Origin of the sequence: Aeromonas sp. S12(2024), from assembly GCF_041402305.1 — a bacterium.
Classification (GTDB): domain Bacteria; phylum Pseudomonadota; class Gammaproteobacteria; order Enterobacterales; family Aeromonadaceae; genus Aeromonas; species Aeromonas veronii.
This window is the reverse complement of the sequence record NZ_JBGLRB010000008.1, coordinates 77,298-97,283: the sequence shown is the minus strand read 5'-3', so window position 1 is coordinate 97,283 and position 19,986 is coordinate 77,298. Positions and strand designations below refer to the sequence as shown.

At 60.4% G+C, this 19,986-nt stretch carries 19 protein-coding genes and 1 tRNA gene; 9 read left to right on the top strand and 11 right to left on the bottom strand.

Annotated features, from left to right (window positions below):
- Window positions 1-100: 100 nt before the first annotated feature.
- The 9 genes from ACB035_RS09960 to ACB035_RS09920 all read right to left on the bottom strand — a co-directional run bounded on the left by ACB035_RS09960 (window position 101) and on the right by ACB035_RS09920 (window position 9,294).
- Window positions 101-177: transfer RNA gene (locus tag ACB035_RS09960), tRNA-Pro, on the bottom strand.
- Between the two features lie 155 nt (window positions 178-332).
- Entirely contained in the window at window positions 333-1,037 is a 705-nt protein-coding gene (locus ACB035_RS09955) for an MOSC domain-containing protein (RefSeq protein ID WP_371167196.1), read from the bottom strand.
- A 45-nt stretch (window positions 1,038-1,082) separates the two neighbouring features.
- Window positions 1,083-1,928, bottom strand: a complete 846-nt coding sequence (locus ACB035_RS09950) for an ABC transporter permease subunit (protein WP_005340701.1) — start codon at window positions 1,926-1,928, stop codon at window positions 1,083-1,085.
- A complete protein-coding gene (locus ACB035_RS09945; protein WP_005340703.1) occupies window positions 1,925-2,830 on the bottom strand; it encodes an ABC transporter permease subunit in 906 nt (301 codons plus the stop codon). The genes ACB035_RS09950 and ACB035_RS09945 overlap by 4 nt, the downstream gene beginning before the upstream one ends.
- Window positions 2,827-3,981: a polyamine ABC transporter ATP-binding protein gene (gene potA / locus ACB035_RS09940; protein ID WP_005340704.1), complete on the bottom strand. Its 1,155-nt coding sequence runs from the start codon at window positions 3,979-3,981 to the stop codon at window positions 2,827-2,829. Before potA ends, ACB035_RS09945 begins: the two co-directional genes overlap by 4 nt.
- A 78-nt stretch (window positions 3,982-4,059) precedes the next feature.
- Window positions 4,060-5,145 carry a polyamine ABC transporter substrate-binding protein gene (locus ACB035_RS09935; RefSeq protein WP_005355476.1) on the bottom strand — a complete coding sequence of 362 codons (1,086 nt, stop codon included), beginning with the start codon at window positions 5,143-5,145 and terminating at the stop codon, window positions 4,060-4,062.
- A 118-nt stretch (window positions 5,146-5,263) separates the two neighbouring features.
- Window positions 5,264-6,361 carry an extracellular solute-binding protein gene (locus tag ACB035_RS09930; RefSeq protein ID WP_005340709.1) on the bottom strand — a complete coding sequence of 366 codons (1,098 nt, stop codon included), beginning with the start codon at window positions 6,359-6,361 and terminating at the stop codon, window positions 5,264-5,266.
- Between the two features lie 53 nt (window positions 6,362-6,414).
- Entirely contained in the window at window positions 6,415-7,776 is a 1,362-nt protein-coding gene (locus tag ACB035_RS09925; RefSeq protein ID WP_371167195.1) for an aspartate aminotransferase family protein, read from the bottom strand.
- A gap of 186 nt (window positions 7,777-7,962) precedes the next feature.
- Window positions 7,963-9,294, bottom strand: coding sequence for a glutamine synthetase family protein (locus tag ACB035_RS09920; protein WP_088868211.1), 1,332 nt, complete (start codon window positions 9,292-9,294; stop codon window positions 7,963-7,965).
- 480 nt (window positions 9,295-9,774) lie between these two features.
- On the opposite strand from ACB035_RS09920, the gene ACB035_RS09915 reads away from it, so the two are divergent.
- The 9 genes from ACB035_RS09915 (at window position 9,775) to malZ (ending at window position 18,050) form a co-directional block, all read left to right on the top strand.
- Window positions 9,775-10,161, top strand: coding sequence for a TraR/DksA C4-type zinc finger protein (locus tag ACB035_RS09915; protein WP_005356952.1), 387 nt, complete (start codon window positions 9,775-9,777; stop codon window positions 10,159-10,161).
- A gap of 147 nt (window positions 10,162-10,308) precedes the next feature.
- Complete coding sequence (locus ACB035_RS09910) at window positions 10,309-11,166, top strand: hypothetical protein (RefSeq protein WP_371167194.1); 858 nt, start codon at window positions 10,309-10,311, stop codon at window positions 11,164-11,166.
- Between the two features lie 62 nt (window positions 11,167-11,228).
- Window positions 11,229-11,675, top strand: a complete 447-nt coding sequence (locus tag ACB035_RS09905) for an Mpo1-like protein (RefSeq protein WP_110304277.1) — start codon at window positions 11,229-11,231, stop codon at window positions 11,673-11,675.
- 26 nt (window positions 11,676-11,701) lie between these two features.
- Window positions 11,702-12,196, top strand: coding sequence for a CreA family protein (locus ACB035_RS09900; RefSeq protein ID WP_047436441.1), 495 nt, complete (start codon window positions 11,702-11,704; stop codon window positions 12,194-12,196).
- Window positions 12,197-12,270: 74 nt separating this feature from the next.
- Entirely contained in the window at window positions 12,271-13,260 is a 990-nt protein-coding gene (locus tag ACB035_RS09895) for a 2-hydroxyacid dehydrogenase (RefSeq protein WP_005340720.1), read from the top strand.
- 92 nt (window positions 13,261-13,352) lie between these two features.
- Window positions 13,353-14,714 carry a molecular chaperone gene (gene yegD, locus ACB035_RS09890; protein ID WP_075116201.1) on the top strand — a complete coding sequence of 454 codons (1,362 nt, stop codon included), beginning with the start codon at window positions 13,353-13,355 and terminating at the stop codon, window positions 14,712-14,714.
- A 165-nt stretch (window positions 14,715-14,879) separates the two neighbouring features.
- Window positions 14,880-15,296, top strand: coding sequence for an META domain-containing protein (locus tag ACB035_RS09885; protein WP_371167193.1), 417 nt, complete (start codon window positions 14,880-14,882; stop codon window positions 15,294-15,296).
- 88 nt (window positions 15,297-15,384) lie between these two features.
- Window positions 15,385-16,215 (top strand): HDOD domain-containing protein, encoded by an 831-nt coding sequence (locus ACB035_RS09880; protein ID WP_371167192.1) that lies wholly within the window; start codon window positions 15,385-15,387, stop codon window positions 16,213-16,215.
- A gap of 5 nt (window positions 16,216-16,220) precedes the next feature.
- Window positions 16,221-18,050: a maltodextrin glucosidase gene (gene malZ, locus ACB035_RS09875; protein ID WP_005356962.1), complete on the top strand. Its 1,830-nt coding sequence runs from the start codon at window positions 16,221-16,223 to the stop codon at window positions 18,048-18,050.
- A gap of 99 nt (window positions 18,051-18,149) precedes the next feature.
- Here malZ and ACB035_RS09870 read toward each other — a convergent pair whose 3' ends face one another.
- Both ACB035_RS09870 and ACB035_RS09865 read right to left on the bottom strand, forming a co-directional pair.
- Window positions 18,150-18,683 (bottom strand): ATP--cob(I)alamin adenosyltransferase, encoded by a 534-nt coding sequence (locus ACB035_RS09870; protein WP_042081773.1) that lies wholly within the window; start codon window positions 18,681-18,683, stop codon window positions 18,150-18,152.
- Window positions 18,684-18,772: 89 nt separating this feature from the next.
- On the bottom strand, window positions 18,773-19,915 hold the full coding sequence (locus ACB035_RS09865; protein ID WP_371167191.1) for a DUF5610 domain-containing protein: 1,143 nt from the start codon (window positions 19,913-19,915) through the stop codon (window positions 18,773-18,775).
- Between the last annotated feature and the right edge of the window lie 71 nt (window positions 19,916-19,986).

Here is a 19,986-nt window from a genome sequence, read left to right as displayed (position 1 = left end):
TTGCAGATGTGGTAAACAGGACAGAAAATCAAAATGCCCCACAGAACTGGAGGGCCGGAAATGCACAAGGGCCTAGCCGAAGCTAAGCCCTTATTGAATTTGGTCGGTGTGAGAGGATTCGAACCTCCGACCCCTTCGTCCCGAACGAAGTGCGCTACCAAGCTGCGCTACACACCGATGTCTGCGGGACGGGAATTTACCGAAAGCCCCGACCCGACACAAGCCTTTTTTGCGTTTGACAGGAAAAAAAGTGCCGTTCGCTCAACTATTCAGCACTCTTTTCACCCATTTACCGGGCTGCAGCCAGCTGGTGACATTCCGGCAACCAGCCGTCAGGCCAGGCGCAGGGATGCGGGCCCCAGCAGACGGCGCTGCCAGTCAGCCACAGTGCCATGCTCCAGCCAGTCGGCTGCATGCTGGCGCCAGTTGGGCGAGAGGGCCGGATTCTCCAGCAACAGCAGCAGGTCAGTCTCGTTGCGCACCTGATTGAACAGGATATCCGCCGTGCGCTTCACCGTCAGTTCGGGATAGGGTCTGTCTACCAGCTCCATGGCCGTGTCAGGCGCGATCATGCCCTCCTCCAGCACCCGCAGCAGCCAGCCACAACGGCCATTCAGCTGCATCACCTGGGACATCTGGCCATAGCCAAAGCGCTGGTTGAGCTTGAAGCAGGGGGATCTCGGCTGGCTGATCTGGATCAGCGCCTCGCCGAGTCGATAGACATCGCCAATGCAGGCTTGCACCTCGGTCAGCCCGATACCGGAGAGGTTCTCGCCAAAGGCGGCAGGTTGCCAGGGTGTGCGTGGCGCAGGCAAGCCCAGCGCGGTTTGCCAGGTCTGCCACCAGAGATAGTGATCGGCAGGATAGTAGTGGAGCGCCCGATCCGGGCCACCGTGGTGGCGCTGGTCACACTGTTCATCTCCTTCCAGACCGGCAAAAGTACAGCGAACTGGTGCAGAGATCGGTTGCTTGTGAATGGCGCTGGTGAGGCCGGGCACCAGCTCGGTGCCACGACCGCTAAAAAGGGAGATCCGCATACTCATCCTCCAGGTTGACGAGAGTAGGCGGATCTTATCATGCCGTCAGACCACGGCCTGCATCTGGGTGGTCATGGCGATCTCGGCACGACGGCGCTTCTCCGCCCTGGCCATCAGATACCAGCTGCCGAAGGTAAAGAGCGATACCGACAGCAGGATCAGGCTGGCCACCGCGTTGATCTCGGGTTTCACCCCGAGCCGTACCGCCGAGAAGACCTCCATCGGCAAGGTGGTCGAGCCCGGGCCGGAGACGAAGCTCGCCAGCACCAAGTCATCCAGCGACAGGGCAAACGACATCATGCCGCCTGCCGCCAGCGAGGGGGCGATCATCGGGATGGTGATCAGGAAGAACACCTTCCACGGCTTGGCGCCGAGATCCATCGCCGCCTCCTCGATGGAGAGATCCAGCTCCCGCAACCGCGCCGACACCACGATCGCCACATAGGCGGTACAGAAGGTGGTGTGGGCGATCCAGATGGTCAGCATGCCCCGCTCGGCGGGCCAGCCCACCAGCTGGGCCATCGCCACGAACAGCAGCAGCAGCGACAGACCGGTGATCACCTCGGGCATCACCAGCGGCGCCGTCACCATGCCGCCGAACAGGGTGCGACCACGGAAGTGGGGAATTCGGGTCAGCACGAAGGCCGCTACCGTCCCCAGCGCCACCGCGGCGATCGCGGTGTAGAAGGCGATCTCCAGCGAGCGGAACACAGACCCGATCAGCTGCTTGTTGTCGAGCAGGCCGAAATACCACTTGAGCGACCAGCCACCCCACACCGTCACCAGCTTGGAGGCGTTGAAGGAGTAGATCACCATGATGATCATGGGCAGGTAGATAAACAGCAGCCCAAGCCAGAGCATCAGCTTGGCAAAACCGAAACGTCTCATCATGCCTTGCCCTCCAGCTCTTTGGCCTGGTTACGGTTGAAGAGGATGATCGGAATAATCAGCACCGCCAGCATCACCACCGCCAGCGCAGAGGCGACCGGCCAGTCGCGGTTGTTGAAGAACTCCTGCCACAGCACCTTGCCGATCATCAGGGTCTCCGGGCCGCCCAGCATTTCCGGAATAACGAACTCCCCCACCACCGGAATGAACACCAGCATGCAGCCGGCGATGATGCCGTTTTTGGAGAGCGGCACCGTGATCTGCCAGAACCGGGTCAGATTGCGGGCCCCCAGGTCGGAGGCCGCCTCCAGCAGGCTCTGATCGTGTTTGACCAGATTGGCGTAGAGCGGCAGCACCATGAAGGGCAGGTAGGAGTAAACGATGCCGATATAGACCGCCAGGTTGGTGTTGAGGATCTGCAGCGGCTCGTCGATCACCCCGATCCCCAGCAAGACGCTGTTGAGCAGGCCGTTGTTGCTGAGGATCCCCATCCACGCATAGACCCGGATCAGAATGGCGGTCCAGGTCGGCATCATGATCAGCAGCAGCAGAACGGTCTGGGTCTCCTTGTTGGCCCGGGCGATGGAGTAGGCCATCGGATAGCCAATCAGCAGGCAGAGCAAAGTGCTGACGAAGGCCATCTTGAGGGAGCCCAGATAGGCCGCGATATAGAGCTCATCCTCCTGCAGCAGCAGGTAGTTGCCCATATTGAGCAGGATGGTGAGCTGATTGTCGGCCCAGCTCACCACGTCGGTGTAGGGCGGGATCGCCACATCCGCTTCCGCAAAACTGATCTTCACCACAATGACGAAGGGCAGCAGGAAGAAGAGGAACAGCCAGAAGAAGGGGATACCGATCACCAGTCGGCGCCCCCCGACCCGCTTCAGTCGTTGCAAGAACTTCATGATTGCAGCACCACGCCGCTGTCATCTTCCCAGTAGAGGAACACCTGGTCATCCCAGGTTGGCCGCTTGCCGTGGCGTTCGGCATTGGCGATGAAAGCCTGAACGATTTTGCCCGAGGGCAGCTGGATGTGATAAACCGAGTGACCGCCCAGATAGGCGATGTCATAGACCTCCCCCTTGGTCCAGTTGAAGTCCGGGTGCTCGATCTCCTCCGGTTTTTGCAGACTCATCAGCAGTTTTTCCGGCCGCAGGGCGTAGGTCACCTTCTTGTTCTCGGCGCGGGAGCTGATGCCGTGGCCCACATAGATGGGCTGCTCCAGATCGGCGCAGGCGATGGTGGCGTGGTCCTGCTCATCCTCCACCAGCAGGCCGTCAAACAGGTTGACGTTGCCGATGAACTCGCACACCAGCCGACTGGCCGGAGTCTCGTAGATATCCATCGGACTGCCGATCTGCTCGATGCAGCCGAGGTGCATGATGGCGATCCGCTCCGCCATGGTCATGGCCTCTTCCTGATCGTGGGTCACCATGACGCAGGTAACCCCGACCCGCTCGATGATCTCTACCAGCTCCAGCTGCATCTTGGAACGCAGCTTCTTGTCGAGCGCCCCCATGGGTTCATCCAGCAGCAGCAACTTGGGACGCTTGGCTAGCGAGCGAGCCAACGCCACCCGCTGGCGCTGGCCACCGGAGAGCTGATGCGGCTTGCGACGGGCATACTGGGTCATCTGTACCAGCTTGAGCATCTCTTCTACCCGGGCATCGATCTCGGCCTTGGGCAGGCCATCCTGCTTGAGGCCAAAGGCGATGTTCTGGGCCACCGTCATATGGGGGAACAGGGCGTAGGACTGGAACATCATGTTGATGGGGCGTTCATAGGGGGGCATGTCGGTGATGTCGACCCCGTCGAGGAACAGCCGCCCCTCGGTCGGGCGCTCGAAACCGGCCAGCATCCGCAGCAGGGTCGATTTGCCGGAACCGGATCCGCCGAGCAGGGCGAAAATCTCCCCCTTGTGAATATTGAGAGATACGTTATCGACCGCCAGCGTTTCGTCGAACTGCTTGCTTACCCGATCAATTTTCACCAGCACTTCTTTGCGCTGCTGACTGCCCTCGAGGGCTTTCTTGTAGGCACTGGAGGCTATCGCCATTACCAAACTCCCCAACGTGATACCGGCCTTGCGGCCGATCCATAAAAGCGATTTGGCGCCCCCGAACGGGCACCAAGGTTAGGTACCGGACTTGATCTTGGTCCAACTCCGGGTGATTAGACGCTGTACCGAGCGGGGATGTGCTTCCTGCACATAGAGTCGCTCCAGCACGGCCTGAGGGGGATAAACCTCCTCATTGTTGCGCACCGCCTCATCCATAAACTCGCCCGCCCTTGAGTTGGGATTCGCATAGCCCACATAGTCGCTGACCTTGGCGATCACTTCGGGCTGCAGGACGTAGTTGATGAGGGCGTGCGCCTCTTTGACATTGGTGGCATCGGACGGGATCGCCATCATGTCGAACCAGAGATTGCCCCCCTCTTTCGGAATGCTGTAGGCAATTTTCACCCCCTTGCCAGCTTCATCGGCGCGGGCAGCGGCTTGCAGGATGTCGCCGGAAAAACCGGCTGCCACGCAGATGTCGCCATTGGCGAGATCGCCGATGTATTTGGAGGAGTGGAAGTAGGCCACATAGGGCCGTACCTTGAGCAGCAGCGCCTCGGCCTGCTTGATATCCCCCGTCGCATGACTGTTGGGATCGAGCCCGAGGTAGTTGAGGGCAGCAGGGATCATCTCGTCGGCAGAGTCGAGGAAGGCGACGCCGCAGCGAGAGAGTTTCGCCATATTTTCCGGTTCGAAGATGGTGGCCCAGGAGTCAATCTTGTCGACCCCCAGCACCGCCTTGATTTTGTCGACGTTGTAGCCAATGCCGTTGGTCCCCCACAGATAGGGCACCGCGTACTGATGACCCGGATCCACCTTGTCGAGCTGCTTGAGCAGCACGGGATCCAGGTTGGCCAGATTGGGCAGCAGGGATTTATCCAGTTTCTGGAAGGCTCCCGCCTTGATCTGCTTGGCCAGGAAATTATTGGAGGGCACCACCAAATCGTAACCGGTCCGCCCCGTCAGCAACTTGCCTTCCAGGGTCTCGTTGGAGTCAAACACGTCATAGACGGTCTTGATCCCGGTCGCCTGCTGGAAATCGCTGAGGGTGGTCTCGCCGATATAGTCAGACCAGTTGTAGAAGTGCAGCACAGGGGCAGCCTGGGCCACATTCGCCAATCCCATAGTCAGCGCTATGGTTAGCAATCTGGTTGTATTCACGGTGTCAGTTCTCCTGTTCAGTGGTTGACCGTCTGCGCATCCATTCGCGCGGCCCATCCGGATGGATGGCATCACTACCCTCCCGGCCGAACTGCGGACCGGGAGGGGCATTCGTTACTTACTTGCCGGACTTGATCTTGGTCCAGCTGCGGGTCATCAGACGCTGCACCTTGGCCGGCAGATCCGGGAAGGTGTAGATCTTCTGCAGGGTCGCCGCATCGGGGTAGATACCCGGATCGGTGCGGATCGCCTCATCCACCAGCGGGGTCGCCGCCTTGTTGCCGTTCGGGAACTGCACCACGTTGGTGATGTTGGCGATCACCTCGGGCTTCATCAGATAGTTGATGAAGGTGTGGGCCGCCTCGACGTTCTTGGCATCCGCCGGAATGGCGATCATGTCAAAGAAGCTGCCTGCCCCCTCTTTCGGAATGGTGTAGGTGAGCGCGACGCCATTCTTGGCCTCGGCTGCCCGCGCCTTGGACTGCTGCAAGTCACCGGAGTAACCGACCGCTACGCAAAGGTTGCCGTTGGCCAGATCCGAGATGTACTTGGAGGAGTGGAAATAGGCGGTATAGGGACGGATGGAGAGGAACAGCTCCTCAGCCTTCTTCAACTCGGCCGGTTTCTGGCTATCCGGTTTGAAGCCCAGATATTGCAGGGCAGCCGGCAGCATTTCGGTCGGTGAATCGAGGAAGGAGACGCCACACTCTTTCAACTTGGCCATGTTCTCCGGCTTGAACACCAGATCCCAGGAGTTGACCGGGGCATCGGCCCCCAGCACGGCTTTCACCTTCTCGGCGTTGTAGGCATAGCCGATGGTGCCCCACAGATAGGGGATGGAGTACTGGTTGCCCGGATCGCTCGGCTCGAGCGCCTTGAGCAGGTCGACATCCATGTTTTGCCAGTTGGAGAGCTTGGACTTGTCCAGTTTCTGGAACACGCCCGCCTTGATCTGCTTGGCCAGGAAGGGGTTGGATGGCACCACGATGTCGTAGCCCGAACTACCCGCCAGCAACTTGGCTTCCAGTACCTCGTTACTGTCGAACACGTCATAGACCACCTTGATCCCCGTCTCCTTCTGGAAGTTATCCAGAGTATCCGGCGCTATGTAGTCGCTCCAGTTGTAGACGTGCAGCACCTTCTCTTCAGCCATTGCTCCGGCACTTGCCATGACCAGAGCCACAGAGGCAGCGATCACTCCTGTTTTGAAAGACATCATCCTTGTCTCCTAAGCAAATTGTATGCGCATGCCAACCTGCCCGACCTGCCTCAACCCTTCAGCTTTGCGGCTGTCAGATCCAGACTGCGCCTGGCCAGATCGACCAATTCATCAACCTGTTCCTCGGTGATGACCAAGGGGGGCGATATGATCATGGTATCGCCTACCGCCCTCATCACCAAGCCATTGTTAAAGCAGAACTCCCGGCAAGTCATCCCCGCATTTGCCTGAGCCGGGAAACGCCGGTTGGTCTGCTTGTCCTCAACGATTTCCAGCGCGGCGACCAATCCTTTGCCTCGGGTTTCTCCCACCAGCGGATGATCGGCCAGCTCCGCCCAGCGGCGCTGCAAATAGGGGCCGATAGTATCATGCACCCGCTTAACTATGCTCTCTTTCTGCATAAGCTGGATATTGGCCACCGCCACGGCGCAAGAAACCGGATGACCCGAGTAGGTGAAGCCGTGGTTGAACTCGCCCCCCTCCTCCACCAGCCCCTTGGCAACCCGGTCGCTCACCATGACGGCGCCGAGCGGCAGATAACCGGAGGTGATCCCCTTGGCCAGACACATCAGGTCCGGCTTGATGCCAAACCCTTCGCTGGCAAACCAGCGGCCGGTGCGGCCAAAGCCGCAGATCACCTCGTCAGCGATCAGCAGAATGCCGTAGTGATCGCAGATACGCTGGATCTCCGGCCAGTAGCTGTCAGGCGGTATGATGACGCCGCCCGCCCCCTGGATCGGCTCGCCGATAAAAGCAGCCACCTTGTCGACTCCCAGCTCCAGAATCTTCTGCTCCAGCTGACGGGCCCGCTCCAGCCCGAACTCGTGGGCACTCATCCCCTGCCCCTCACCGAAGTGGTAGGGCTGATCGATGTGCACTATGCCGGGAATGGGCAGTCCGCCCTGGGCATGCATCCCCTTCATGCCACCCAGACTCGCCCCCGCCACGGTGGAGCCGTGATAGGCGTTATGGCGACTGATGATCACCTGCTTGTCAGGCTGACCCTTGCTGGCCCAGTAGTGGCGCACCATCCGCAGCACGGTATCGTTGCACTCGGAGCCGGAGCCGGTGAAGAAGACGTGGTTGAGATGGGCTGGCGTCACCTCGGCCAGCAGGGTCGCCAGCTCGATCACCGGCGGGTGAGCGGTCTGGAAGAAGAGGTTGTAGTAAGGCAACTGCTGCATCTGGCGGGTAGCGGCATCCACCAGCTCCTGGCGGCCATAGCCCATATTGACGCACCACAGGCCCGCCATGCCGTCGAGAATGCGTTTGCCCTCGGAGTCTTCCAAATAGACACCGCTGGCTTTGGTAATGATGCGCGAACCCTTCTTGTTCAGGGCCTGAAAGTCGGTAAAGGGGTGCAGGTGGTGGCTGGCATCCAGTTGTTGCCACTCACGGGTTGTCTGCTGCATTTGTTGCTCCTCGGTTCCTTCGATTTAGCAAGATTCAGTCGTCAAACAGTCAGGTGGGTAGTCAGGCGGGCTTGCATACTCGCAGCCACAACCACTTACAGGTGGCTGCCGCCACCTGACTCGCGTTCAGGTCTCTTCGATACAGGGATGGGGGAGGCCGACTCCGGCCTCCCCGTTACAGGGGGATCAAACGTTCAGCAGCAGGAACTCCCGCTCCCAGCGACTGATCACCCCGAAGTAGGTCTCGTACTCTTTGCGTTTGACCGCGACGAAGGCGCGGGTGAAGCGCTCCCCCAGCATCTCCTTGATGGGCTCGCACTGTTCGAGATGGCTGAGTGCCTCCTCCAGCGAGCGGGGCAGGCTGTAGGGCAGGTCATAGGCGCTCGACTTCATCTCAGGCAGCGGCTCCAGCTTCTCCATCATGCCGAGATAGCCACAGGCCAGAGTGGCGGCCAGCGCCAGATAGGGGTTGGCATCGGCACCAGCGAAGCGGTTCTCCACCCGCCGCGCGCTCGGGTCGGAGAAGGGCACCCGCAGGCCGCAGGTGCGGTTCTCTACGCCCCACTGGACGTTGCGTGGCGCGCTCTCGCCAAAGGTGAGGCGGCGGTAGGAGTTGACGTTGGGGGCCAGCAGGGCGGTCACCGCCGGGGTGTATTTCTGCAGACCGGCGATAAAGTGCATGAACTGTTCGCTGTTGCCGCCGCTCGGGGTACCGAACAGGTTGTGGCCGTTCACATCTTCCAGACTCTGGTGGATGTGCATGGCCGACCCCGGTTCGTCGCTCATCGGCTTGGCCATAAAGGTGGCATAGATGCCGTGGCGGTGAGCGGCCTCACGCATGGTGCGCTTGAACAGGAACACCTGATCCGCCAGATCGATGGCATCCCCGTGCAGGAAGTTGATCTCCATCTGGGCGGCGCCCGACTCGTGGATCAGGGTGTCCACCTCCAGCTCCTGCGCCTCGCAGTAGTCATACATGTCTTCAAAAATGGGGTCGAACTCGTTGACCGCATCGATACTGAACGACTGGCGGGCGGTCTCCGGGCGGCCGTTGCGACCCACCGGCGGCACCAGCGGATAGTCGGGGTCTTCGTTGCGGGTGACCAGATAGAATTCCAGCTCGGGCGCCACCACCGGCTTCCAGCCCTGCTTCTCGTAAAATGACAGAACCCGACGCAGCACGGAGCGCGGCGCGATATCGATCAGCTTGCCGTTGACGTCGAAACAGTCGTGGATCACCTGGGCAGTGGGCTCCAGCGCCCAGGGGACAAAACGGATGGTGTTGGGGTCGGGATAGAGCTGCATGTCCCGCTCCAGCGGGTCGATCATGCTGTCGTCATCCGGATATTCGCCGGTCACAGTCTGGGTGAAAATCACCTCGGGCAGACGCATGCCCCCTTCGCGCAAAAACTTGTTGGCTGGGATGATCTTGCCCCGGGCGTTGCCGGTGAAATCCGGGAACAGGCACTCCACTTCCGTGATGCGATTGCTCTCCATCCAGCCTTTGATACTGTCCATGTTAAACCCCGACTTTACGGTTGCCATTGGCAAGGGTGTCTAATATATGGAACACCCTTGTTATAAAATTGTAATCAACATCACCATAAAAGCCCGCCATCAAGGGCAATGTCAAGCGGGCGTGTTTAAAAAACTATAAATAACGGCGCATATAATGACCAAGGCGGCACCAAATACTAAACACTCAAATCCGTACGAAGCCCACCCCTCTCATCGTTGCAAAGGCGATGCCAACAGAGGGTGAAGCGGACGCCAGATCCCGACAAATCCCCCGCAGGAACGGACCATTTTTTTGCAAGGGCGCACAATCCTTATCCTATTTGCTTTGCTTGGCTGCATTTTTTTGGTACAAGGCCCGCCCTGATTTGCACTCTCTTGCATGAAACAGGTGCAAATCGGGATACAAGGGCTTGGTCTGTAGGCAGACAGCCCCCATAAACAGGGATAATTGGGTTAGTAAACTGACTGGTAGTTAATCGTATGTGTGATTTCATGACTGAAGACCAACTGGCCTTTTACAAGGGGCAGATCGAGCGACAGATCGTCGAGCTCGAAGAGCGCCTGAACTCCCAGGCCAGCCAGGCCATCGCCACCGACACCAACGAGATGGCCGATGAAATTGACCGTGCCAGTATCGAGGAAGCCCGCCGTCTGGAGCTGAACCGCATCGAGCACGACAAGCTGCACCTGCGCAAGCTGCGGGGCGCATTGAAGCGCATCAGCGAAGGGGATTTTGGTTACTGCGAATCTTGCGGTGACGAGATCTCCCTCAAGCGGCTGCATGCCCGTCCGGAATCCCGTTTCTGCGTCGAATGCCAGAGCACCAAGGAATTTAACGATACCCACGTGTTCCGTCGCGTCGCCTGATTCTTCGAAGAACCGTCACCATTCTGGTGCAACAGACGCCAGCAAGGCAGGGCCCTGCGCTCAAACCTTGCACAACGCCTCGCAGCAAGATGGTGACAAGTTCTGTTAGACTCCGGACACCTTCCGGAATCTACAGGAGAACAGAGAGTGAAATGGCTCATCAAGCTGTGTTTGTGCCTGCCACTGCTGGCACAAGCACAGGTTCTGACGGTCAAGGTCCCCAGCCGTCCCGTCAACAATCTTGACCAGGAGTACCAGTACAAGCTGCTGGAACTGGCCCTGACCCGCTCCGGGCAACCCTTTCGCATCCAGCCTGTCGAACTCGACCTCAACCAGTTCACCCTCCAGCAGCAGCTGAGCAAGGGCAAGACCATCAACGTCTTCTGGATGGGCACCTCCAGCGCACTCGAATCCTCCCTGATTGCCGTCCCCATTCCGCTGTTTCGCGGGCTGGAAGGATTGCGGTTGTCGTTCATCCACGCGGACGCTCAAGAGAAGTTCAACCAGATCAATACCCTGGCCGACCTCAAACAGCTGAAGGCGGCGCAAGGGGTCGGTTGGGCCGATAACAAAATTCTGGAAAATGCAGGCATCCCGACCTTCTCCGGCCGATACAGCAGTCTGTTTCGCCTTATCAACGACGGCGACAAGATCGACTTCTTCCCGCGCGCCCTGGTGGAGATCTTCGCCGAGCGCAGCGAGCTGGTGGCGCAGTATCCCAACCTCGCCATCGAGCAGCATCTGCTGATCCGCTACCCCTTCGCCCAGTTCTTCTTCGTCAGCCCCGAATACCCCAAGCTGGCCAAGGCGATTCAGACCGGGCTGGAGCGGGCCTATGCCGATGGCAGTTTTATGAAGTTCTTCAATGACAACCCCAAGATCCGCGAAGCGCTCGCCAGCGCCAACCTCGATCAGCGGGTCACCATCGCCCTGCCCAATCCGGATATGACCCCGTTGCTAAAATCCATTCCGGCCCAATATTGGGAGTATCCACCGCGGGGATAAGCATCACGAGCGCCTGACCACGAAGGTCAGGCTGCGAGAACACAGTGCGCCAGGGAGGTGCCATGAAGGGAATCCAGGAGTGGTTTGCGCAGTACGGCCAGAGCCATCGCCATCCGACAAACGTCGCCATCCACAAACTGGCGGTGCCGGGCATCTATCTCTGCTCGCTGGCGCTGCTCTGGTGTCTGCCACACGGGCCCTTGCCAGAGCCCCTCAACTGGGCGGCAGTGGCAGCCATTCCGGTGCTGCTGTTCTATCTGCAGCTGTCGTTTTCGCTGTTCGCGGGGATGGCGGTACTGACCGCGCTCGGGCTGGCCTTCTGCCACCAATGGCAGGGGCCACTGTTGTGGCCCTCGGTGGCGGCGTTCGTGCTGCTCTGGATAGCCCAGTTTGTCGGCCACAAGATCGAGGGCAAGCGCCCCTCCTTCCTAGCCGACCTGCAATTTCTGCTGATAGGCCCCGCCTGGGTGCTTGCCAGCCTCTATCGTCGCCTGGGCATTCCCTATTGAGGAGTTCCGGGCCAACAGGAGAGACCATGACACATAACCACACGCGACATAATGCCCTTCGCCGCGCCCTGCCCCTGCTGCTGGGGGCCCTGTTTGCCGGCCCGGCGCTGGCTGACAAGGCTGATACCGTCGGTGAAGTGAGCACCGCCTTCAAGCTGTTTGGCCCCAACCACAAGATCCTGGTGGAGGCGTTCGACGACCCGCGCATCGACGGCGTCGCCTGCTATCTGGCGCGCCCCAAGACCGGTGGTGTAAAAGGCGGGCTGGGACTGGCGGAAGATCCCTCCCACGCCTCCCTCTCATGCCACCAGATTGGCCCCATCACCCTGCCCGAAAAGCTGAAAGCGGGGGAAGAGGTGTTCGATGTCAGCACCTCGCTGGTGTTCAAGGAGCAGAAAGTGGTGCGTTTTTACGACAAGAAACGCAATGCACTGGTTTACCTGACCTACAGCACCAAACTGGTGGATGGTTCGTACAAGAGTGCAGTCAGCGCAGTTCCCATTATGCCCTGGGGACAATAACCAGCCGGTTTGTCCGGTGATAGCTGACCCATTTTGTTGTAATTTGACGACACACACGCTGCGGAGCACATACCATGAAAGTCGCCGTATTCAGTACCAAGAGCTATGACAAAGAGCATTTCAACCAGGCCAACAGCCAGTACGGCTTCGACCTGGAGTTTTTCGATGTGCGGCTGGAGGCCAAAACGGCCCGACTGGCTCACGGCTTCCCGGTGGTGTGTCTGTTCGTCAATGACGATGCCGACCGCGAGGTATTGACCGAACTGGCTGCCAACGGCACCCAGGTGATTGCCCTGCGCTGCGCCGGTTACAACAACGTGGACCTGGCCGCGGCCAAAGAGCTGGGGCTGAAAGTGGTGCGGGTGCCCGCCTACTCCCCCGAGGCGACCGCAGAACACGCGGTCGGCATGATGATGTGCCTCAACCGCCGCATCCATAAGGCTTATCAGCGCACCCGCGACGCCAACTTCTCGCTGGAAGGGCTGGTCGGCTTCAACATGCATGGCAAGACCGTTGGCGTCATCGGCACCGGCAAGATCGGTCTGGCCGCCCTGCGCATCCTCAAGGGCTTCGGGGTTCGCCTGCTGGTCAACGATCCTTACCAGAATCCGGCAGCCATCGAGCTGGGTGCCGAGTACGTGGATCTCGATACCCTGTTCCGCCAATCCGACATCATCAGCCTGCACTGCCCGCTGTTCAAAGAGAACTACCACCTGTTGAACAAGGAGGCGTTCGCCAAGATGAAGGACGGGGTGATGATCATCAACACCAGCCGTGGCGGCCTGCTCGACTCCAACGCCGCCATCGAGGCGCTCAAGACCTCCCGTATCGGTGCTCTGGGGCTGGACGTCTACGAAGAGGAAGAGGATCTCTTCTTCTCCGACAAGTCCAACGAGGTGATCACCGATGACGTGTTCCGCCGCCTGTCAGCCTGCCACAACGTGCTGTTCACCGGCCATCAGGCGTTCCTGACCCGCGAGGCGCTGCACGCCATCGCCGATACCACCCTCGGCAATATCCGCGCCATCGAGAGCCAGGGCCGCTGCGACAACGAAGTGGAATAAGGGCTCGCCCTCTCTTCGTCACGCGCCGGGTTGTGAGACCCGGCGCCTTCGGGTAGGCTAGCCCCCCTTTTTTATTCAGGAGTCTGGCGCCCATGTTTATCGGATTTGATTACGGCACCTCCAACTGTGCCGTGGCCGTGATGGAACAAGGTAGCCCCAGGCTGCTGAATCTTGGCGCATCCCGCTATCTCCCCTCCACCCTGCATGCCCCCCACCGGGATGCTATCGCCGGTCTGCTGGCCGAAGGGCTGGCCCCCGCCCAGCAGGCGGAGTACCTCAAGCTGCGTGGCCCCGTGGTCACCCGCGCCCAGATGGTTCGCCGCCAGATGCGCGAAGAGGGACTGATCGACGAGCTGAGCTTTGGCGGTGCCGCGCTGGAGCGCTATCTGGAAGAGCCGGACGACGGCTACTACATCAAGTCACCGAAATCCTTCCTCGGTGCCTATGGCCTCAAGGCCCCCCAGATCGCCCTGTTTGAAGACATTGTCTGCGCCATGATGCTCCATGTCCGCCAACAGGCGGAGCAGCAGCTCGGCGCCCCTATCCGCCAGGCGGTGATCGGTCGACCGGTCAACTTCCAGGGTCTGGCGGGGGAAGAGAGCAACCAGCAAGCTATCGCCATCCTGACCGAGGCGGCCCGTCTGGCCGGTTTCGAGCAGGTGGAGTTCCTCTACGAGCCGGTGGCAGCCGGGTTTGAATTCGAGGCGCGCCTCACCGAAGACGCCGTGGTACTGGTGGTGGATATCGGCGGCGGTACCACCGACTGCTCCATGCTGCGGATGGGCCCCAGCTACCGCGATCAGCTGGATCGCAGCGGCGATCTGCTCGGCCACAGCGGCCAGCGGATCGGTGGCAACGACTTCGATATCCGCCTGACGGTGGAGGGGATGATGCCGCTGCTCGGCATGCACGAGACCCTCAAGACCGGCAAGCCGCTGCCCCACCCGCTGTTCTGGGATGCGGCCGCCATCAACGACGTCAGCGCCCAGAGCCGCTTCTACAGCCTCGACACCGCCCGCCAGCTGCAGGATCTGCAGCTCGACAGCCAACCCGGCAGCAAGCTGGGGCGTCTGGCCAACCTGCGGGCCCACAAGCTGAGCCACCAGCTGGTATGGCGCGCCGAGCAGGGCAAGATCGCCCTCTCGGAGCAGGAACTCAATCGCCAGTCGCTGGCCGAGCTGGAAAAAGGGCTGGAAGCGGAGCTGACCCGCGAACAGCTGGCCAACGCCTCGGCCCTGCTGCTGGAGAAAATTGGCGAGCTGATGGACGAAGCGATTGCCGCCGCCGGTGTGCAGCCGGATCGCATCTTCGTCACCGGTGGTAGCGCCCGCTCGCCGCTGATCGCCAGCTTTATCCGCCAGAAGCTCCCGTCCATCCCGCTTGAAGGGGGCGATGACTTCGGCTCGGTGGCTGCCGGTCTTGCCCGTTATGCCGAGCGGCTGTTCGCCAACTGATCCCTGAGATAGCGTAAATTGATGGCAACATCACCCGTGTGTTGCCATTAAGCGACAGTCGTGCGGGACAAGGGACGACAGAAGCGGTCGGTCGTCCCCTCTCCCGCCCTGCTCCCGACTGCCTAAAAAGGGTATTCTTGACGCTCCCCCAACCGGAGCCCCCTCATGCCCAGATTGCCCTTTTTGCTGATCCCCCTGTTACTGCTCGCTGGCTGCAGCTCGACCGCCTTTGTTCAGCAAGATCTGCAACACCACCACTGGGTACTGAGCAAACTGGATGGCGAACCGATCAAGGCACCCCGCAACAATCCCCCCGATTTCGAGATCGGCGAGCACTTCACCGTCAACGGCATCGCCGGTTGCAACCGCTACTTCGGTCAGGGCCATCTGGAAGATGACAAACTGTGGGTCACCAGTCTGGGCAGTACCGAAATGGCCTGCATGCCACCGCTCGACACTATCGAACAGGCTGTACTGACCACCCTTACCGAGGGTGCGACCCTGAACGGCACCAGTCAGAACCTGATCCTGCAGGGCAAACAGCACCGTTTGGAATACACCTTGCGCGACTGGGTGTTCTAGCGCTCACAAAGCCGCATCACAAACAGGAACATGTTGTCCGGCTGTGGCACAATATGAGGCAGAGTTCGCAACGGAGGCTGCCTCAGCCATGTCGATGGATCGCCTGTTTGACAAGATCAAACAACTCCCCACTATTCCCAAGCTGCTGCACGAGTTGATGCAGAGCTTCAACGACGAGAATGCCCGCATCGACGAGATTGCGGCCAAGATCGCCATGGATCAGGTGATCAGCGTCAAGGTGCTGCGGATGGCCAACTCGGCCGCCCTGCGCCGGGGCAACGAAGTGACCTCCATCGAACAGGCGGTGATCCGGCTCGGCTTCAACCGGCTGCGCTCCGTGGTGGTCGCCTCCGGCATCATCGGCACCTTCAAGGCCCCGCCCAGCTTCGACAAGAACAAGTTCTGGACCGAGACCTTCCAGGTCGCCACCATAGCCCGAACCCTGGCGCAGGAGGCCAAGGTGATGGATTCCGAGACCGCCTTTACCTGCGCCCTGATCCACAACATCGGCGAACTGCTTATCCAGAGCACCTTGCCGGAGGAGGCCGAGCTCATCAACATGGCGATCCAGAACGGCAGCAGCCGGGTCGAGGCCCAGCGGGAGATGCTGGGTTACGACTACGCCCAGCTCGGTGCCGAGCTGGCGCGGCGCTGGAACCTCTCCGAGGCCTTCGTCGATGCCATCTCCCAACAGCTTGACCCGCTCTCCCACGATCCGGTCAGCAAGGAGGCGGTGCTGATCCGCCTCGCCGTGTTTATCTCCTTCGCCTGGAACGCGGGCGTGCCTGCCCAGGCCATCATCGCCCGCTTCCCCAAACCGCTCGCCGACCAGTTGGGACTGGATCCCAAGTCGCTGGCAGGCCAGCTCGAAACACTGCATGAACAGGGTAATGCCCTCGCCGATCTTCTGACTCAATAAGCATCATGACCCATCCGTTTCTGTTTCATCCCCAGGTGGCGCCCTGGTTCAAAGAGAGCGCCGACGCACTGCAATTGACCCTTTTTAGCGAGCTGGATGCGCCGATCCGCGAGGTGTGGCTACGCCACGAGCCGGATAACGAGGAGTACCTGATCCCGATGACAGCGGTCTCCACCCGCGATCGGCTGCAGGTGTGGCAGGCGACCCTGCCGCTCATCAAGGGACAGGATATCCACCTCTACAGCTTCAAGTGCCTCACCGACGAGGAGCAGTGGTGGCTGCACGGGGCGGGCGTCAGCGCGTCCATGCCGCCACGGGAGCAGCATTTTCGCTTCAACAGCCTGCACCAGCCACCGGCCTGGGTGCAGGATCAGGTGTTCTACCAGATCTTCCCCGACCGTTTCTGCAACGGCGACCCGTCGCTGAGCGTCAAGCATCACGAGTACGAGTACCGTGGCAAAGCGGTGATCAGCAAGGCGTGGGGCGAGCCGGTCAGTCGCCACGAAGAGGGCCACGGCGCCTGCGAATTTTACGGCGGCGACCTGGCAGGCATCGATGCCAAGCTCCACTACCTGCAATCTCTCGGGGTGACGGCGCTCTACCTCAACCCCATCTTCGATTCCCCGAGCAACCACAAGTACGACACACAGGACTACTTCAAGGTGGATGCCCACCTCGGCAGCAACGAACAGTTCGCCGAGCTGACCCGCAACCTGCACCAGCGCGGCATGAAGATCATCCTCGATGCGGTGGTCAACCACACCTCTACCGAGCACCCCTGGTTCTGCCCGCCACTGGGCGCCCAGAGCAACCCGGACTCCCCGTGGCGCAGCTTCTACACCTTTGACAAAGAAGGGGATTATGTCAGCTGGAAGGGCATTCGCAGCCTGCCCAAGCTCGACTTCTCCTGCGAGAAGGTGCAAGACGCCGTCTATCGGGCCGACGACGCCATCCTCCGTTACTGGATGCGCGCCCCCTACCAGATCGATGGCTGGCGCTTTGACGTCATCCACATGCTGGGCGAGCGCGGCACCGCCGAGGGCAACCGCAGCCATGTGCGCGCCATTCGCGGGGCGGTGAAGCAGGAGAATCCGGACGCCTATGTGCTCGGCGAACACTTCTTCGAGGCGAGCCAGTGGCTACAAGGAGATCAGGAGGATGGCGCCATGAACTACTATGGCTTCGCCCACCCGATCCGCGCCTTCCTTGCGGGGCAGGATATCGCCTACCACCCCATCAAGATCAGCGCCGAAGAGCTGGATCGCTGGCTCAAGCTGGCGCGGGCCCACATCCCGTTCAAGAACCAGCTGGCCCAGTTCAACCTGCTGGACAGCCACGATACCGCCCGTTTCCTCCACCTGCTGGGAGAGGACAAACAGCGGATGCAGCTGGCCGCCACCCTGCTGCTCACCTATATCGGTGTGCCGTCCATCTACTACGGCGATGAAGTGGGGCTCTCCGGCGGCAACGACCCAGACTGCCGCCGCTGCTTCCCGTGGGATACCACAGACTGGGATCACGTGCTGCACGACCACTATCGTCGGCTGATCCAGATCCGCCGCCAGCGCCCCTCTCTGCGCCGTGGCGATATCCAGACCCTCTACGCCGGGCCCCACAGCTATGTGTTCGCCCGTACCCTGCAAAGCGATCAGGTGGTAGTGGCCTGCAACCGTCACCCGAGCGAGCCGCGCACCATCAGCCTGCCCCTGTGGCAAACCGCCAGCCCCGCCAGCCGCTTCACCGACGCATTCAACGGCGAGAAGTTTGAAGTGGTGCAGGGCGAGGTGCAGCTCACCATCCCTGCCAACTCGGCCCGGGTGCTGATCTCCAGCTGAGCGGGCAACTGACGCGCTGAAAAACAAAACCGGAGCCCAAGGCTCCGGTTTTTTATTCCATTCAATCCACCATGACGTCTGGCCCCTTGCCTGCCGCCATCAGTAGTTGATGCTGACGTAGGGCACTTCCGGCACCTGCCAGCGCTGCTTGAGGTAGACGGTGAGCACGAAGAAGAAGTTGGCCAGCAGGTTGGCGAAGCGATAGAGAATGGGATCGAAGGCCACCTCGCTCTCTTCCAGCCTGACCAGCAGCCGCACCACCTTCTTGCTGCCACAGCGGCACAGATGGAGGGTGGGGATGGGCTGCGGCCCCTGCGGCAGCACGAAACCGGTGACGCTGCCGCGACTCGCCTCGTTGTAGTGGTCGTAACGGGCCTTGAGCCACTCAAGATCTGCATCGAAGATCCCCAGCTTGCCGCGTACCGAGCCGTTTAGGTTGTAGATAAGTCGCTGCAACGCCGCGAGATCCGCCAGCATGGGCTCGGTATCGGCATCCGGCGCAAGGTGTGACAGCACGGCCCCGACCTGACAACAGAGCTCGTCGGTGGCGATTTCAAAATCACATTTGAGCGAGGTTTCGAAGATAAAGGGGTAGCAGAGCTCGCGCTTGTCTCTTGGCTTCTTGGGGTTCATGGGGCAACCGGATTGGAGAAAAGGCCAGTTTGCCAGCCCCGGGAAGGGCTGGCAAACGGCAGGTCATTACTTGCGTAACGCGCTGTGGCTCAGGCGTTCTTACTGGTGGGCTCGGTAGACGGCTGGAACTGGTTGATCATCCGCAGCGCCTCCAGCATCCGCTGGTTGAAGCTGGTGAAGCGATCGACCTGCACCGGTTCCTCTTCTCCTCTCGCGGCCAGCACGGCCGGGGTCAATGCCTGTTGTTGGGCTGGGGGCAGTAGGCTATCCGCCTGTTTCTGCACCTGATCCAGCTTGGGCAGGTAGTCGGCAAACGGCTTGATCAGATCCTGCAGGGAGTGCGCCCCCTGATAGGTCTGGCTCAGCTTGACGCTCTGTTTGAGCTTGAGAGAGTAGGAGGCCAACTGGCTGTCATCCAGTTTCAGCTCGCCCGCCTTGTCCAGCAGATCCTCGAAATTGCCGGAGAAGAAGCTCCCCGCCAGCTCGTCGATCCCCTTGACCAGCTTACCGATGGACTCCATCTCGTCGCTGCTGAGATCTCCCTCCAGCGAGAAGCTGAAGCTCTGGCTCGATTTGAGGCTGAACTGGCTGCCGCTCTCGCTGGTCTGGGACTTGGTCTGCCAGCTGTCGTTGAAGCGCAGCACCACCTTGTCGCCATCCTTGGTCTGGATCTCCAGATAACCCTGCTGGCGACTGGCCATCTCGGCCTGTCCCATGTCGGTCGGGGAAACCTTGCCGAAGAACTCCTTCTCGAACTCCTCGAGCCCTTTCTGGATCAGCTTGTAGCTCTGATCGATACCGGTTTTGATATCGTCGTTGTCAGTCACCCACTTGCCGAGCTGCTTCTTCGCCTCGTCAAAGCCCTTGTCGACCCCCTTGCGGGCCTGCTCCATCATCCCGGTCAGGTCGTCGTCGGATTTGCCATCGGCCCGCGCGGCACCGAGCCGTCCGGTCACGAACTGCAGCACGTTGTCCGCCACCGACTGGAAGTCGAACAGGGTCTCAGGGGTGATCTCCTCGGGTTCTTTCACCTTCGGAGCCTGATAGCCCTGGCCGTTGATCTCCAGCGAGAACTGCAATGCCTGCTGGATCAGCACCTGCGCCCACTTGGGCGGCTTGTGCAAGGAGACCGCCTCCTCGCTCTTGACCTGTTTCTGCTCCGCCTGTTGGGGCGATTTGGGAGAAACACCCACTCCCTTGGGTTGGGCTGCGCCCACGCCTTCGATCTGCATAATGTGTCCTCCCACCATGCCTGTAGATCAGCTATCGGCCTGACTGAACACTTCTTGACCACAAAATACTG

Bases quoted from the DNA above. Each gene is read 5' to 3' on its own strand.
- ACB035_RS09955 (WP_371167196.1), bottom strand. From the start codon at position 1,037: ATGCGGATCTCCCTTTTTAGCGGTCGTGGCACCGAGCTGGTGCCCGGC.
- ACB035_RS09950 (WP_005340701.1), bottom strand. From the start codon at position 1,928: ATGATGAGACGTTTCGGTTTTGCCAAGCTGATGCTCTGGCTTGGGCTG.
- ACB035_RS09945 (WP_005340703.1), bottom strand. From the start codon at position 2,830: ATGAAGTTCTTGCAACGACTGAAGCGGGTCGGGGGGCGCCGACTGGTG.
- potA (WP_005340704.1), bottom strand. From the start codon at position 3,981: ATGGCGATAGCCTCCAGTGCCTACAAGAAAGCCCTCGAGGGCAGTCAG.
- ACB035_RS09930 (WP_005340709.1), bottom strand. From the start codon at position 6,361: ATGTCTTTCAAAACAGGAGTGATCGCTGCCTCTGTGGCTCTGGTCATG.
- ACB035_RS09925 (WP_371167195.1), bottom strand. From the start codon at position 7,776: ATGCAGCAGACAACCCGTGAGTGGCAACAACTGGATGCCAGCCACCAC.
- ACB035_RS09920 (WP_088868211.1), bottom strand. From the start codon at position 9,294: ATGGACAGTATCAAAGGCTGGATGGAGAGCAATCGCATCACGGAAGTG.
- ACB035_RS09915 (WP_005356952.1), top strand. From the start codon at position 9,775: ATGTGTGATTTCATGACTGAAGACCAACTGGCCTTTTACAAGGGGCAG.
- ACB035_RS09905 (WP_110304277.1), top strand. From the start codon at position 11,229: ATGAAGGGAATCCAGGAGTGGTTTGCGCAGTACGGCCAGAGCCATCGC.
- ACB035_RS09900 (WP_047436441.1), top strand. From the start codon at position 11,702: ATGACACATAACCACACGCGACATAATGCCCTTCGCCGCGCCCTGCCC.
- ACB035_RS09895 (WP_005340720.1), top strand. From the start codon at position 12,271: ATGAAAGTCGCCGTATTCAGTACCAAGAGCTATGACAAAGAGCATTTC.
- yegD (WP_075116201.1), top strand. From the start codon at position 13,353: ATGTTTATCGGATTTGATTACGGCACCTCCAACTGTGCCGTGGCCGTG.
- ACB035_RS09885 (WP_371167193.1), top strand. From the start codon at position 14,880: ATGCCCAGATTGCCCTTTTTGCTGATCCCCCTGTTACTGCTCGCTGGC.
- ACB035_RS09880 (WP_371167192.1), top strand. From the start codon at position 15,385: ATGTCGATGGATCGCCTGTTTGACAAGATCAAACAACTCCCCACTATT.
- malZ (WP_005356962.1), top strand. From the start codon at position 16,221: ATGACCCATCCGTTTCTGTTTCATCCCCAGGTGGCGCCCTGGTTCAAA.
- ACB035_RS09870 (WP_042081773.1), bottom strand. From the start codon at position 18,683: ATGAACCCCAAGAAGCCAAGAGACAAGCGCGAGCTCTGCTACCCCTTT.
- ACB035_RS09865 (WP_371167191.1), bottom strand. From the start codon at position 19,915: ATGCAGATCGAAGGCGTGGGCGCAGCCCAACCCAAGGGAGTGGGTGTT.